This window comes from Glutamicibacter sp. NPDC055354, assembly GCF_053644955.1.
In genome coordinates, this window is the sequence record NZ_JBSHMB010000003.1 from 127,631 (window position 1) to 142,418 (window position 14,788).

General features: G+C 62.8%; 12 protein-coding genes. 6 read left to right on the top strand and 6 right to left on the bottom strand.

What is annotated here, in order from left to right; translation table 11 throughout:
- Together ACWICV_RS13890 and ACWICV_RS13895 are read left to right on the top strand one after the other, a co-directional pair.
- Positions 1-1,818, top strand: a complete 1,818-nt coding sequence (locus tag ACWICV_RS13890; protein WP_454091213.1) for a cytochrome b/b6 domain-containing protein — start codon at positions 1-3, stop codon at positions 1,816-1,818.
- Positions 1,819-1,920: 102 nt separating this feature from the next.
- The gene (locus tag ACWICV_RS13895) at positions 1,921-2,577 is read left to right on the top strand and encodes a class I SAM-dependent methyltransferase (RefSeq protein WP_105656498.1); all 657 of its coding nucleotides are present in this window, start codon (positions 1,921-1,923) and stop codon (positions 2,575-2,577) included.
- 65 nt (positions 2,578-2,642) lie between these two features.
- On the opposite strand, the gene ACWICV_RS13900 is transcribed toward ACWICV_RS13895, so the two are convergent.
- Genes ACWICV_RS13900 through ACWICV_RS13920 form a run of 5 tightly spaced genes read right to left on the bottom strand, consistent with a single transcriptional unit; the run spans position 2,643 to position 9,086 of the window.
- Positions 2,643-4,127, bottom strand: a complete 1,485-nt coding sequence (locus ACWICV_RS13900) for a rhamnulokinase (protein ID WP_402735436.1) — start codon at positions 4,125-4,127, stop codon at positions 2,643-2,645.
- The gene (locus ACWICV_RS13905) at positions 4,124-6,175 is read right to left on the bottom strand and encodes a bifunctional aldolase/short-chain dehydrogenase (protein WP_402735495.1); all 2,052 of its coding nucleotides are present in this window, start codon (positions 6,173-6,175) and stop codon (positions 4,124-4,126) included. The genes ACWICV_RS13900 and ACWICV_RS13905 overlap by 4 nt, the downstream gene beginning before the upstream one ends.
- Positions 6,176-6,222: 47 nt before the next feature.
- The gene (locus tag ACWICV_RS13910; protein ID WP_208294243.1) at positions 6,223-7,530 is read right to left on the bottom strand and encodes an MFS transporter; all 1,308 of its coding nucleotides are present in this window, start codon (positions 7,528-7,530) and stop codon (positions 6,223-6,225) included.
- 2 nt (positions 7,531-7,532) lie between these two features.
- Positions 7,533-8,705 carry an L-rhamnose isomerase gene (rhaI, locus tag ACWICV_RS13915; RefSeq protein ID WP_400341774.1) on the bottom strand — a complete coding sequence of 391 codons (1,173 nt, stop codon included), beginning with the start codon at positions 8,703-8,705 and terminating at the stop codon, positions 7,533-7,535.
- Between the two features lie 33 nt (positions 8,706-8,738).
- Entirely contained in the window at positions 8,739-9,086 is a 348-nt protein-coding gene (locus tag ACWICV_RS13920; protein ID WP_105656501.1) for an L-rhamnose mutarotase, read from the bottom strand.
- Positions 9,087-9,338: 252 nt separating this feature from the next.
- Between ACWICV_RS13920 and ACWICV_RS13925 the strand changes: the two genes are divergently transcribed.
- Together ACWICV_RS13925 and ACWICV_RS13930 are read left to right on the top strand one after the other, a co-directional pair.
- Positions 9,339-10,361 (top strand): LacI family DNA-binding transcriptional regulator, encoded by a 1,023-nt coding sequence (locus ACWICV_RS13925; protein WP_454091212.1) that lies wholly within the window; start codon positions 9,339-9,341, stop codon positions 10,359-10,361.
- Positions 10,362-10,459: 98 nt separating this feature from the next.
- The gene (locus ACWICV_RS13930; protein WP_166650735.1) at positions 10,460-10,612 is read left to right on the top strand and encodes a hypothetical protein; all 153 of its coding nucleotides are present in this window, start codon (positions 10,460-10,462) and stop codon (positions 10,610-10,612) included.
- A gap of 99 nt (positions 10,613-10,711) precedes the next feature.
- On the opposite strand, the gene ACWICV_RS13935 is transcribed toward ACWICV_RS13930, so the two are convergent.
- A complete protein-coding gene (locus ACWICV_RS13935; RefSeq protein ID WP_454091211.1) occupies positions 10,712-12,496 on the bottom strand; it encodes a plasmid pRiA4b ORF-3 family protein in 1,785 nt (594 codons plus the stop codon).
- 213 nt (positions 12,497-12,709) lie between these two features.
- On the opposite strand from ACWICV_RS13935, the gene ACWICV_RS13940 reads away from it, so the two are divergent.
- Both ACWICV_RS13940 and ACWICV_RS13945 read left to right on the top strand, forming a co-directional pair.
- Complete coding sequence (locus ACWICV_RS13940) at positions 12,710-13,408, top strand: maleylpyruvate isomerase family mycothiol-dependent enzyme (RefSeq protein ID WP_454091210.1); 699 nt, start codon at positions 12,710-12,712, stop codon at positions 13,406-13,408.
- 93 nt (positions 13,409-13,501) lie between these two features.
- Positions 13,502-14,608 (top strand): CobW family GTP-binding protein, encoded by a 1,107-nt coding sequence (locus tag ACWICV_RS13945; RefSeq protein ID WP_454091209.1) that lies wholly within the window; start codon positions 13,502-13,504, stop codon positions 14,606-14,608.
- Positions 14,609-14,788 lie beyond the last annotated feature (180 nt).

Below are 14,788 nucleotides of genomic sequence, written 5' to 3' on the forward strand. Positions count from 1 at the left end.
ATGAACGCACCAAACCAATCCATCCGCCAGGGGCTGCCGCGCGTGGCCGGCGGCGATCCCTGGCCGCCAGCCGAGCTGTTCGCTCCCGCTGCAGGCGCCGCGGTCCCGGCAGGGCCTAGCGCGGTCGAGGATGCTGCAGAACCAGTTCTCGACCAGCCCGTTGGCCCGTCGGTGCCTGCGGAACCAACGCCTGGCCAAGCATCTGCTAGTTCCGCAGCCAGCGCACCGGCCGCGGAACCTGTTGCAGATCAGGGCGCGGTTGCCGGGCTTCTTCGCCAGGGCCTGCCACGGGTTGCCGGCGGCGGGCCGTGGCCGCCTGCGGGAACGCCGGTCGCCGCGAACGCTCCAGCCGCATCGCAGAACGCTTGCGCTGCACCAGCACCCGAGCCGGTTGCCGAGCTAGTTGGCGAACCGGTTGCCGAACCGGTAGCTGAATCAGCGCCGGCGGCCCCCGAACCAGTTGCCACCGCGGGTACCGCCCCGGCCACAGCGGTTTGCAGTGCCGGGGCACCAGCAGTTCGCCGTGGCCTGCCGCGCACCGCCGGTGCAGAACCGTGGCCGCCAAGTTCATTCGTGGCCGCTCCCGTTGTTGCCGCAGCTCCAGCGGCTCCAGCGCCTGCGCTCCCGCCGGCACCGGTTGCGGAAGCTACCCAGGCCCAGGCCGCACCGGCCATCCCGCCGAGGGCAGAGGCAGCACCCGCGGATCCGGTGGGCCAGGCATCCGGCGCCGCGCTGGCCTCGGAGCCTGCGGCCGCCGAGGTGCAGGCTGCTCCTGCCCGTACCCGCATGGGTGCGCAGGAACCTGCCGCGCCAGCAGCCGCGGCAAGTAACGCGCCGGCCGCCGGGCGCGCGAGCAAGCCGGCACCCCAGGCAGCGGCGAAGAGCAAGAAAGAAGCGGCCAAGCATGGCCCGATGACGACCAAGCAGTGGGTGCTGGCTGGAATCCTTGGCGCATTCTGCGCCTTGGGCATCGCCACCGCCGTGGTGCTCGTTGCCCGCGGCATTGCCGGCATCGATGCCGTGGAGTCATTCATGGAACGCTACCCGGGTGAGTACCACCTGCCGGACTCGGCACCTCTCGGGTTCCCTGGCTGGCTGGCATGGAACCACTTCTTCAACTTCTTCCTGATGGTCCTGATCATCCGTTCTGGCATGCTGGTCAGGCACCAGAAGAAGCCGCCTGCCTATTGGTCGTCGAAGCGCAGCCCGAAGGTGAGCATCAACCTCTGGCTGCATCAGGGTCTTGACCTGCTGTGGATCATCAATGGCCTGGTGTTCCTCGTGCTGCTGTTCGCCACAGGCCACTGGATGCGCATCGTCCCGACGTCGTGGGAGGTCTTCCCCAACGCGATTTCGGCGGCCTTGCAGTACCTGACGCTGGATTGGCCCACCGAAAACGGCTGGGTGAATTACAACTCGCTGCAGCAGCTGGCCTACTTCACCACCGTGTTCATCGCGGCCCCGGTCGCGGCGATCACCGGCTTCCGGCTCAGCGCCTTCTGGCCGAAGAACATGCCAGCACTGACCGCGAAGTACCCGATCGAGGTTGCCCGCGCGCTGCACTTCCCAACCATGCTGTACTTCGCTGTGTTCATCCTCGTGCACGTGATCCTGGTGTTCTCCACCGGGGCGCTGCGCAACCTGAACCACATGTACGCGGCCCAGGGTTCCACGGATCCAGCCGCGTACGCGGATAACTGGACCGGACTGCTCTTCTTCGCGCTCTCGCTGCTCGTAATCGCCGGCGCCTGGCTGGCCTGCCGGCCAATGATCCTCGCATCCATAGCCCGGCTCTTCGGCAAGGTCAGTGCAAGGTAGGAGCAGCGATTCTTGCCTCTGGCGCAAAACTGATCGCGCATGGGGCCGATCGTCAGTAGGGTCGATAACAACGGCCTTACTGACGAATGGGGAACAACGAAAATGAGCCACCACCACGAACACCACACCAAAGAACATGATGATGTCGCCTTCTGGGAGAACCACTACGGCCAGTCCGAGCGGGTCTGGTCAGGCAAGGTCAACCAGGTCATCGAGAACCTTGTCGCCCCGCTGGCCCCCGGCACGTCGCTGGATATCGGCTGCGGGGAGGGAGGCGATGCGCTGTGGCTGGCCACCCACGGCTGGAAGGCTACCGGAGTCGACATCTCGCCCACCGCGGTGAAGCGCGCGCAGGAAGAAGCGGCCAAGCACGGCCTGGACGCGGGGCAGACTCGCTTCATCGCCTCGGATCTGGCTGCGTGGAATACCGGGGAAACCTTCGACCTGGTGACCTTGAGCTTCTTCCAGGCACCCTTTGAATTCCCTCGCGCCAGCTTCCTGCGCAAGGCAGCGACCCTGGTCGCACCCGGCGGCCACCTGCTGGCCCTGTCCCATGCATCGATGCCGTCCTTCGCCAGCAAGCCCGATCACCAGATGCCAGTGTTCCCCAGCCCCGAAGAAGAACTGGAAGCTTTGGCTCTGGATCCGGCGCAGTGGGAGGTGCTGTGCGCCGAGGTCCGCGAACGCACCATCATCGGTCCCGATGGCAATCCGGCGACCCTGGAGGATGCCGTGGTATTCGTGCAGCGCAAGGTGTAAAAAGTTCGACCCTCCAGCCCCATCGGGCTGAAGGGTCGACGACGGCCTAGATATCCCACACGGATCTAGGCCAGCTTCAGGGCCTGCGACGGGGCGTAGGCGCCTAGCGGCACCGAGTCGCGCACCACGTCGCGCAGGTTCAATGCATCACCACCCGCAGGCATAGCCGCTTGCAACTGCACGAGCACGTTGCCCAGGGCGGTGCATTCCACGGGTCCGGAAATGACCGGCACGCGCGCATGGTCTGCAGTGCGCTGGCACAGCAGCTGGCCTTGCGAGCCGCCTCCGACAATATGGATGTTCTCCAGCTCGAATCCTCCCAACCGCGCGGCTTCTGCAGCTTGGCGGGCGAAACTCTGAGCCAGCGACTCGACGACCACCCTGATCACTTCGGCAGGTGAGCACGGGCGCTGCCCGCCGGCGGCTTCCACCGCATCGCAGATGCGCTGGGCCATCTGGCCAGGAGCCAGGAACCGCTCGCTTTGAGGATCGATCAGCATCTGGGGAACAGGCAATTCCGCGGCCTCGGCAAGGAGCTGCTCCAAGCTGGTTTCTTCCCTTCCGGCGGCTTCCGCGTCGTCGTTCCATTGGCGGATCGACTCGCTGAGCAGAAAGGTTCCGGCGACGTTCTTCAGGAACCGGACACTGGAATCCAGCCCCAGCTCGTTGGTGAATCCCGCTTGATGCGCTTGCTCGGTGAGTACCGGGCGGTCCAGCTCCACACCAACCAATCCCCACGTTCCGCAAGAGATATAGGCGGATTTCCCGCTGGAGAGCGGGGTCGCAACCACTGCGCTGGCCGTGTCGTGGGAAGCGACCGCCACTACCTGGACTTCGTGGCTGGCACCGAATTCCGCAGCCAGCTCGGGCAGCAGGGCGCCCACCGGCTGGCCAGGGTGCACAAGCTGCGCGAGCTTTCCCGAAAGCCCCAGTTCAGCAACCAGATCCTCGTCCCATGTACCGGTGCTGTGGTTCAGCAACCCGGTGGTGGAAGCGTTCGTCCACTCGCTGCGCCGCTGCCCTGTGAGCATCCAGTTGAAATAGTCGGGAACCAGCAGCAGCGCCTCGGCGTCCGCCAACCGGTTTTCCAACTTCTCGGCTTGCAGCTGGTACACGGTGTTGAACGGAAGGAATTGCAGCCCATTGCGTGCAAACAACTCGCGCCGGCTGAATTTCTGTTCCAGCGCAGCAACCGCGCGCTCATTGCGCGGATCCCGGTAATGCCGCACTTCTCCCAGGCGCTTGCCGTCCTTGAGCAACGCATAGTCCACCGCCCAGGAGTCCACCCCGATGCTGGCGATATCCCCGCGCTGCGCGAAAGCCAGCGAGAGGCCGTGGCGAATTTGCGCCCAGAGCTCATCGATATCCCAGGCCAGCGCTTCTTGCCGCGCCCCTGGTTCCAGGCTCGACAGCGGAACCGGTCCGTTGGCGAAACGGTGGACGGCAGTGAGCTGGAGCTTCCCGTCCACCATCTGGCCGATCATGACACGTCCGCTGGTGGCGCCGAGGTCGATAGCTGCGACCGGCGCGCTCTCTGCTTGCTTGCTCATCGCAGGAAGGCTGCCGCCACTCCGGAATCCACCGGAATGTGCAATCCGGTGGTCCGGGTCAGTTCCGGCCCGGTCAGCACGAACACGGCATCGGCAATGTTCTCCGGGATGACCTCGCGCTTCAGGATCGTGCGGTTTGCGTAGAACTGCCCCAGATCCTCCTCTGCCACGCCATAGGTCGCCGCACGCTGGGCACCCCAGCCGGAGGCGAAGATCCCGGAGCCGCGCACTACGCCATCGGGGTTGATGCCGTTCACGCGCACGCCATGCTCGCCCAATTCCACGGCCAGCAAGCGCACCTGATGCGCCTGGTCGGCCTTCGTGGCCGAGTAGGCAATATTGTTCGGACCTGCGAAGACCGAGTTCTTGGAGGAAATGTAGATGATATCGCCGCCGAGCTTCTGCTCGATCAGCACCTTGGCCGCGGCCTTGGAAACCAGGAACGATCCCTTGGCCATCACATCATGCTGCAGGTCCCAGTCGGCCTCGGTGGTTTCCAGCAAGGGCTTTGAAAGCGAGAGGCCCGCGTTGTTCACCACCAGGTCCAATCCGCCAAATGCCAGCACCGCCTCATCGATGGCACGTTGCACGGCGTGCGCATCGGCCACGTTGGCGGCGACGCCAACGGCCACATCTGCTGTACCCAGCTCCGCCGCGGCGGCCTGCGCCTTGTCCAGGTCCAGGTCTGCGATGACCACGCAGGCTCCCTCGGCTGCCAGCCGCTGCGCCACGGCCTTGCCGATGCCCGACGCGGCACCGGTGACCAGGGCGATGCGCCCGGCATGGGATTTGGGCTTGGGCATGCGCTGCAGCTTGGCTTCCTCCAGCGCCCAGTATTCAATGCGGAACTTCTCGGCATCGGAAATCGGCGTATAGCTGGAGACCGCTTCGGCGCCGCGCATGACGTTGATGGCATTGAGGTAGAACTCGCCAGCGACCCGTGCGGTCTGCTTATTCGCCCCATAGGAGAACATGCCGACGCCCGGGACCAGCACGATCAGCGGGTCGGCCCCGCGCATCGCCGGAGAGTCCAGGTCCTTGTGGGCCTCGTAGTAGGCCTGGTAGTCAGCACGGTACTGCGCATGCAGTTCTTCCAGGCGAGCGATCTGCTCCGATACGCCTGCGGTAGCGGGAAGATCCAGCACCATCGGCTTGATCTTGGTGCGCAGGAAGTGGTCCGGGCAGCTGGTGCCCAGGGCCGCCAGCTGCGCCAGCTTCTGGCGCGAGAGGAAATCCAGGACTCGCTGGTCATCGCTGAAGTGCCCCACCATGGGCTTGTCGGTGCTGGCCAGGCCGCGGATGCTCGGGGCCAATGCGGCGGCGCGGGTCCGGCGCTCCTCCTCGTCCAGCGGCTCGAATCCGGGAACCACAGGACCGAAGGGCTCCGGTGCGCCGTGCTCGTCAAGGTAGGCAGCGGCGGTGTCGATGATCCACAGCGAGTTGGACTCGGATTCCTGGGAGGTATCTCCCCAGGCGGTGATGCCATGGCCGCCGAGGATGCAGCCCACGGCCTGCGGATTGGCGTCCTTGATCGCGGCAATATCCAGTCCCAGCTGGAATCCGGGGCGGCGCCAGTCAACCCAAGCCACCTTGTCGCCGAAGATCCTTGCGGTCAGCTCCCGGCCGTCCTTGGCAGTGGCAATGGCAATGCCGGAGTCCGGGTGCAAGTGGTCGACGTGGTTTGCGTTGACCAGCCCATGCATTGCGGTATCAATGGATGGCGCGGCGCCTCCCTTGCCGTGCAGGCAGTAATCGAAGGCCTCGACCATCTCGTCTTCGCGCTCCACGCCCGGGTAGGCGTCCACCAGCGAGCGCATGCGGTCCAGGCGCAGGGTCGACAGCCCCTTTTCGGTCAACGTGCCGAGGTCCCCGCCCGATCCCTTGACCCAGAGCAGCTCAATTTGCTCACCGGTGACCGGGTCTTTCGCGGTGCCCTTGGCCGAGGTGTTTCCACCGGCGTAGTTGGTGTTCTTCTTGTCTGCACCCAACCGGTTGGATCGTTGAATCAGTTCCTGTGCGGTGGTGCGTGTCGCGATGGTGTTGCTCATGGTGTTCTTGTCTTCCGACTCGTTAATGTGCATGGGGGCAGTGGTTCTCAGGCGTCGACTTTGGTGGCCCTGGTTTCATATCCATAGCGCTCCAGTTCGATCTCTTCCAGCGACTTGCCTCGCGTTTCCGGCGCCCAAATGGTGCCGATCAGCAACGCGACGACCAGCAGGCCGATGATCAGGAGGCCAAGCTTTTCCAAGCCCAGGTTGGTGAGCAGTACCGGGAACACCAACGAGAGCAGGCCGACAAGCACCCGGGCAAGCATGAACAGCACGCCCTGTGCACTGGCGCGGTAGCGCGTGGCGAAGAGCTCCGCGGTCCATAGCCCGTAGAAAGCCTGCGCGCCGATACCCGCCGAGATGCCCCAGGCCACTGCGTAGAACAGCAGGGAGAAGGCACCTGGAGGAGCGAAGATCAGCACGGTCCAGGCCGCAACACCCAGCAGGGCGCCACCGAAGTAGAGCCAACGCCGCGAGACCTGGTCTCCGTATTTCATGAATCCGAAATAGGTTGCGGCGGCGGTCAGCACCCAGACCAGCACCTGGAGCAGGTTCTGCTGGGTAGCGGATTCAACGCCAGCGGCAGCATAGACGCGAGGCTGGAAAATGCCAGCCTGCCCTGCCACGGTATTCCATAGCCCATAGACGCCGAGCAGGAAGAAGAGCGCGCTCCAGTTGCGGCGGTCGGCCAGCAGCCCGCGCATGCCGGAGAAGAACGAGGCTTTCACGCCAGCAGCCGTTTCCGCGGCACGTTGCTCCTTCCACCTCCTGGACTCGGGCAATCCGCGGCGGACCCACCAAGTGACAGCGGCGATCAGGAAAAGATGGAAGAAGATTGCCCGGGAGCCGTTCACGCCCCAAGGCTCAACCAGGATCGCCAGCGCGAAACCGATGGCTGGGCCAATCGACCACGCCAGCTGAGCGGTGCCCACGTGCGCAGCACGCGATTCCTGCGGAGCCTCCTCGGCAATGTAGGTCCAGGAGGCTGGAACGCCTGCGCCCACGGCAATGCCCATGAGGACCACGCCGATGATCAGCAGGCTCGTACCGGAGGAGAAGGTGATCATCAGGGCGCCGACCATGAACACGATCAGGTCGTAGGTATAGATGAACTTGCGGCCCAGACGGTCGCAGAGCGGTCCGCCGATCAGTGCACCCAGGGCCGCGCCGAACGCGTTGGCCGACACGGCAGCGATGACACCGACCAGCGCGTCGTCGAATCCGAACGCGCCCTGCCACAGGCTGAGGCTGGTGGCCAGCGCAATGATGGCTCCGGCTTCTATGTAATTGCTCATGGCTACGGCAATGGTGGCTTTCCACCCGGAGATGCCGCGCTTCTTTGCTGCGGTGTTCATGATCAGGCTCCCCATCCTGCTTGCACGCCACCAGCGCGCGATGCTTCGATTCGGCTCTGGTAATCGGAGGCGCGGAAGGCCTGCATCGGATCGGCTGGCAGGCCGCGCGTTGCGCGCCATGCTTCCAGGTCGGCCCGCACGTCGGTGTAGAAGGCATCCATGAAGATCTCGTTGGCGGCCAGGACATCACCGGAAATCTGTGCTTCAGTCAGCGCTACGCGGTCGATCAGCAACGCCCGGGCCGTCATTTCCTGCACGTTCTGGACGCTTCTGATCTGGCCCAGGATCTTGTTCTCCACGTTGTGGCACTGATCGAGCATGAAGGCCACAGGCGTGTCCTGGTCCAGTCCGCCACCGCGGATCACCTCGGCCATGATGCGGAACAGCTGATACGGGTCTGCCGAGCCAACGATCAAGTCGTCATCCGCGTAGAAGCGGGAATTGAAGTCGAAGGATCCGAGCTTGCCAAGCCGCAGCAGCTGCATCACGATGAACTCGATATTGGTGCCTGGCGCATGGTGCCCGGTGTCCAGGCAAACCATGGCCCGATCCCCCAAGGCCGCAACCTGGGCATAGGACGTTCCCCAGTCGGGCACGTCGGTGTGGTAGAAGGACGGTTCGAAGAACTTGTACTCCAGCACCAGGCGCTGGTCTCCGGAAAGCCGCGCATATATTTCGGCCAGCGAATCGCCTAGCCGGTCCTGGCGCCCGCGCATATCCGCTTGGCCTGGATAGTTCGAGCCCTCTGCCAGCCAGATTTTCAGGTCCTGGCTTCCGGTGGCATCCATTACGTCGATGCATTCGAGGTGGTGGTCGATTGCCTTGCGGCGGATCTTCGGATCCTCATGGGTCAAGGCGCCGAACTTGTAATCGTCATCCTGGAAGGTATTCGAATTGATGGTTCCGAGGCTGACGCCCAGGCCTTCTGCATGCTCGCGCAGCACGGTGAAGTCCTCGACCTTGTCCCACGGAATGTGCAGGGCCACCGAGGGAGCCAGTCCGGTCAATCGGTTGACTTCAGCCGCATCGGCGATTTTTTCGAAGGGATCGCGCGGGGTCCCGGGGGTCGAATAGACCTTGAAGCGAGTGCCCGAATTTCCATAGGCCCAGGAAGGGACTTCGATGGCAAGGCGGTCAAGGATTTGCAGGTGCTCAGGGCTCAGCTTCGAGCTCATGGAACTCTCCATTTCTAGTAATTCTGCGGGCTACTACTGCTGGGATGCGGCAAGTGCGGCCAGCTGGTTTTCGAGATTGAAGACCTCGCGCAGACGCGGCGCTTGCTGATCTGGCCGGCCGCCCAGGCTGAGGAAGAATCGGCTCATTTCCGCTTCCCACGCTGCGGTGCGCGGGTCGGAGTCCAAGGCGGCCTGGGCCGCGCTGTCGTCATCGGTTTCGTAATAGCCGATCAGCAACCCGTCCTCGCGCAGAAAGAGTGAGTAGTTGCGACGCCCGGCTTCTTCGATGGCTTGGAGCATCTGCGGCCACACTTCCCGGTGGCGCGACACATACTCGTCGATCAGGTCGGGATTGACCTGCAATTGAAAGCAAACTCGCATCGTACTACTCTTCCGGAGCGCTGGAACTGGGTGGGCAAAACTGTGCGATCCGATTCGCTTTGCACAAAAATGAATCGTTTCAATCGCTTCGAAATTCGAGTGTAGAGCAGGTCACACTTGAATTGCAAGCGGTCGGTCGAGCGAATGCCGCATTCTTTTGAATCCTTTCAAAAAGCTGTCGGGATTCCAGTTCCCATCCGTGCGCCAGTTATACTCGCAGAAGAACAACTCACCGAAGAACAGGAAAGCTCTGTGGCCGTCAGCGTCAAGGAAGTTGCCGCCGAGGCGGGCGTTTCCGTAGGCACCGTCTCCAACGTGCTCAACCGGCCCCAGGTTGTTTCCGAACACACCGTTTCCAAGGTCACCGCAGCCATCGAGAAGCTCGGCTTTGTCCGCAACGATGCGGCCAGGCAACTGCGTGCCGGCCGCAGCCGGAGCTTCGGGCTCGTCGTCCTCGATGCACGCAACCCGTTCTTCATGGACGTCACCCAGGGCGCCCAGCATCGTGCCCTGGACAACGGCTACACCGTGCTGATGGGAGCCAGCGACAATTCCCTGAGCACCGAACAGCAACTGCTGGATCTCTTCGAAGAGCAACGCGTCGCCGGAGTACTCATCTCCCCCTTGCACAGCGACTTGAGCCGGCTCTGGCGGATCCGCGAAGCGGGCACGCCAGTGGTGCTGGTGGACCGCGGAAGTGGCGACCGCAGCTTTTCATCGGTCTCCGTGGACGATGTGGAAGGCGGAAGAATTGCCGTACGGCACCTGCTGAACATTGGCAGAAAGCGGATCACCTTCGTCGGCGGACCGCAGAGCATCGAACAGGTCCAGCACCGATTAACGGGAGCCCAATCGGTATTGGCCCAAGCCCCGGATGCCGTGCTGGAGCACATGCCTACCAAGAACCTGACTGTGCTGGAAGGACGGGCAGCCGGAGAGCGTATTCTTGCCATGGATCCTGCACAGCGCCCCGACGGGATCTTTGCGGCCAACGACCTGCTCGCGTTGGGCATACTGCAGGCCCTGGTGATGTCCGGCGAACTCAGTGTTCCCGAGGATATTGCTCTGGTGGGATACGACAATATCGACTTCGCCGAGTCGGCCGTCATCCCGATTACCACCGTGCGCCAGCCAGCAGAAGAAATCGGGCGAACCGCTGTCGACGTCTTGCTGCGCGAAGCAGAAGCGGGCGATCAAGCGGTCCGCGAGCAATTCGTTTTCACTCCCAAGCTCGTTATCCGTGCATCGACTGTGGCCCCGAGCCAAGCGCGCTGACGTTTACCTTAGGGGTTCCTGAAAAGCGGGTTCTGCAGCTTCTGATGCCCAGCGGTTCTTGCTAGGTTGGCATTCCAAGCAACGAGAGGGATGGATTTATGAGCGAGAACAACCCTGAAGCCCGACTGCACAAGGCAGAGGCCGAAGAGCCCGATACCATTTCCGACCCTGCTTTGAATGATGAAGTTGGCCAGGACTGGACCGATGAAGGCGGAGCGACGCCGCATGGAGCCGCGCTAGACGACGACTAGGCCAGAGGGCCAACCAGCCGAAAACCAAAAATGCCCGTGGGTTGCCAAGCTTGAAAGCTTGGCAACCCACGGGCATTTTCACTGGCTTGAATCAGCCGCCTAGAACTCGAACTCCAGGTGGGCATTGACTTCGTCCTTGTTGAAATACGCCGGATCGATCTCGTATTCCTCTTCGTAACCGAAGTTCGAAAGCCAGTCTTGCACTTCCTCGTACTCCGGGTCCGTCGGATCATCGAGAATATCCAGCTTGGCTTCCCAGCCACCGATCCCGCCGCTGTCCTCCATCGGAGCCATGCGCCGGCCGCCGGTGCATCGCGGCAGCTGGCCGCCATCGGCATCCAGGATCTTCTCGACGTCGATGCGCACTTCCCAGTTGTCCCCGAAGTCGTACAGGTAATCCAGGCGGTCTTTTTCCTTCTGCAGCAACGAGGAAACCAGGGTTTCCGACTCGTTCTTCTGGTAGTCCATGTCGTCAATCTTTGGACCATATGAAGTGCCGCCGAAGCCACCCTCGTAGAAGCTGTGCAGGTGCCCGTCGTACCAGTCGAAGCTCGCTTGGATGATGTCGTGCAGGTCGCCAAGGTTCAGATCCATGGGCACCAGCACGCGACGCCAGATCGGCGGCTTGGCGTCCTTGAGGGTCAGCTTCAGCTGCAGCACCTTGCCGGTATACGGCGTTTCGCGCTTCAAGCGTTTCGGCTCGTCATCGTCCGGGCCGAAAATCGCGTCGAGATCGGTGTCGTCGAATTCATCCTCATCGAGCAGGTCCTGTTCAACGTCGGTAATCGCCAGGCGGACGATGGTGGGCACCGAGTACGCTTCACCGTCTTCGATAAGGCCAAGTACGCGCAGTTCATGCATGCGCACATGTGCGGTTTCCCATACCTTTGGCGACCATTGATCATCTCGCGGGTCAGCCACGCGATGCGGGTTGCCTTCGATTCCCTCGACGATCCAGAACGCTGCCAGCCCCCAGGCTTCAAGGCTGGCTTCATCACCGTCTTCCGGCTTTTCCAGCAACGAGTCCAGGCAGGCCTGGATGAAGTAGAAGTTCGGCTCGAAGGAGTCGGCATCTTCATGCTGCATGATGTCTTCGTACGTCACGCCGCGCTCCGGCTTGCCCTGTTCGGGCAGCTTGATGGCGCTGACCGATTCCAGTGCCGAGAGCACGACCGCAACCATCAGGCCCCTGCGCGATTCGTCGACTTCCGGAGGCAGCTGGTCGGCGAGCGCTATTGCGGCCGTTTCCATGAATTCAGGTGCCGGCAAGCTGGCCCACAGATTCTTGCCCTCGGTGAGGGTCCAAGACAAGGAGGCACGACCCAGCTTGCTGATCGGCATGGCGGCTATTTCTGCCAGGGCCGCTTGAGAGGCCTCGTCAGATGCCATGATCTCGTCAATTTCATCGTTTTCATCGATGCCGTCATCATCGGCGAATGGATCCTGGGCTTCCAGCGACTTCCGGAACCACTCCAGGCTTTCGGCCTCGCGCTCCCACAGACCGGCATCGCGCAAGAACTCGACGTAATCCGCCCAGGCCATATAGATCATGGTTCCCAGCCCATTATCGGCGGCATCGGGATTCTCGGCCTCTTCGAATTCAATCATCGAGCTGAGCACTGCCAGCAGTTTGGGCGGATCAAAATCGGTGACCTTGTCCAGGCCCACGACTTCGGCGTAGATGCCCAGGGTTTCGCGCACTGCGGCAAGGACCATCAGGGCCAGTTCTGGGTCATCGCGGTTCTCGGAGAACCAGCGTACGAACTGCGGCGTGAGCGCGTCCAGGCCGCGCCCCACCTTCACCCGGTCCAGGGAGACCAGGCCCTCTTGCAGGCGTGCCGGATGCCCCTGCTTGGGCTTCTGCTTCTTCTTTTTCTTCGCCATCGGACTGCTTTCCTGGTCGTTTGATTCTCCCCCTAGGCTACGTGGCTGCTGGTTCCTGAAGAAGCATGCCTGGCACGTGTTCTGCTGGACAGCTTCCTGCCGTCGCAGCCAGGCACCGCCAGTGCCCACACGGCGCGGATATGAATCGAGTCGCTTTCGATATCTATGGCGTAACCCGTACTGCTGGAGCGCCCGCGTTGGTAGGGTGACTTCATGATCAATACTGCTCGTTTGCACTCGGACATGTCACGGCTCAACCGCGAAACCGCGATGATGTCGGCCACGATCGAAACCCTGTCCACCGAAGAAATGGCCACTGCCTCGCTGTGCGAAGGCTGGAGCCGGGCGCAGGTCATTGCGCACTTGGCCTCCAACGGCCGGAGCCTGGTCAAGCTCATCGACTGGGCCACCAGCGGAGAACCGCAGGAGCTCTACGCCTCGCGCGAGGCCCGCGACGCGGAGATCGACGAGCTGGCGGCCCTGCCGCGCGAGGAACTGGTCAAGAAGTTCCAGGACGCCGCCGCATACTTCGCCGAGCAGTGCGAACGGCTCAGCGGCGAACTGGCCGTGGAAGAGGTGGACCTTCACGGCAAGATCATTCCGGCGACCTCCATCGTGGCCCTGCGCATCTCAGAGGTGGTCATCCACCACCATGATCTGGATACCGCGTGGACCATCGAGGAAGCCGACCCGGATTCCCAGGAGAACGCCGTCGAGGCCGCCGTGCGGACCATGCGCGTCAAGAACGCTCCGGGCATGACGCTGGTGACCGAAGAGGGCGACGAATGGGTCATCGGCGATGGCGCGCTGAAGGTGCGCTCGGACCGCGAAGGCTTGATCGAATGGCTGGCCCGCGGCCAGGCCCGGCATATCGAGGCCGATGGCCCGATTCCGGTACTGCCTGCCTGGTAACCGCTATCCGGCACGCGTGTCAGCACGCGACAACGGTTGGCGCAACGAGGAGAATGGACTCGGCCCGCTTGTCGAAGTGAAAAGGAGCCGGCATTGATCCCCGTCATCGTGCTCACCGGATATCTGGGTGCAGGCAAGACCAGCCTGCTCAACCGCTTGCTGACCCGCCCGGGCACCCGCGTCGGTGTCATCATCAACGACATCGGCAAGGTCAACGTGGATACCGGGCTGGTCACCGGCCAGATCGATGCGGCCGAATCCATTGCCGGCGGATGCGTCTGCTGCCTGTCCGACAGCAGCGGGCTGGACGAGCTGCTGGAGAAGTTGGGGCAACCACGGCTGCGCCTGGATGCCATCATCGTGGAGGCCAGCGGTGCCGCAGACCCGATCAATGTGGAACGGCTGCTGCGCTTCGGCAAGGCCCGCGGGGTGCGCTTCGGCGGCATCATCGACGTAATTGACGCGGTGGAGCATGAGCACACCGTGGACACCGCGGCGATGGCCCCGGCACGTTTCAGCGCAACCAGCATGGTGGTGGTCAACAAGCTGGACCGCATTGCCCCGGAACACCGCGACGCGGTCCTGGCCAGGATCAGCGGACGGATCCGGGAAATCAACCCGCACGTGGCCATCATCCCGGCGTCGCACGCCGCCATAGACCCCGAGCTGGTCTTCGACATCGCCCTGCACGAAGACCCGATCGACGAGTTGCCGTTGGCGGCTGCCTCCCGCCCGCACCACGACCACGAGCATGCTCCGCACGCCAACGCGGTGACGGTGCGCTGCCCCGAGGCCGCGGATCCGGGTGCCATCTTGGACCTGCTGGAGCACCCGCCGGTTGCGGCCTACCGGCTCAAGGGGCATGTAAAACTGCGCACCGATCGCGGCACGCAACGCTTCCTGGTCAATATGGTGGGCCGGCAGATCCATTTCGCGAAAGCAACGGCCCACAGCGATCCGGCCAATGACGCGCTGGTCGCCGTGGGAATGAACTTGGACGAGGAAGCGGTTGGCGCTGCATTAGCGGCCGCCTTGGAACCAGTAAACGACGGTCACTCAGAGCGCGACCTAGTGCGTTTGGAACGGAGATTGATCCTTAGCTCGCTTTCGGCCGGAGCTGGCATAGCCGCAGCGAGAGCCGACACCAATACCCATTCCAATCGATACCGTCAACAAAAGAACGACTGCAATGGCAACTAGCCCTCAACCGGGCTTCTGACCTGCACTGCTGCCATCATGTTCAAGTTACACCACTGCTTTACCTAGATTTGAGGACAGTGGTACTTGATTACCTATTTCGAGAAGTTTTCCCATGTCCAAGAGTCATGGTTTCGCTAGGATAACAGGTAGGTTATGCGGTTGACTCTGGGCGTGGGGACG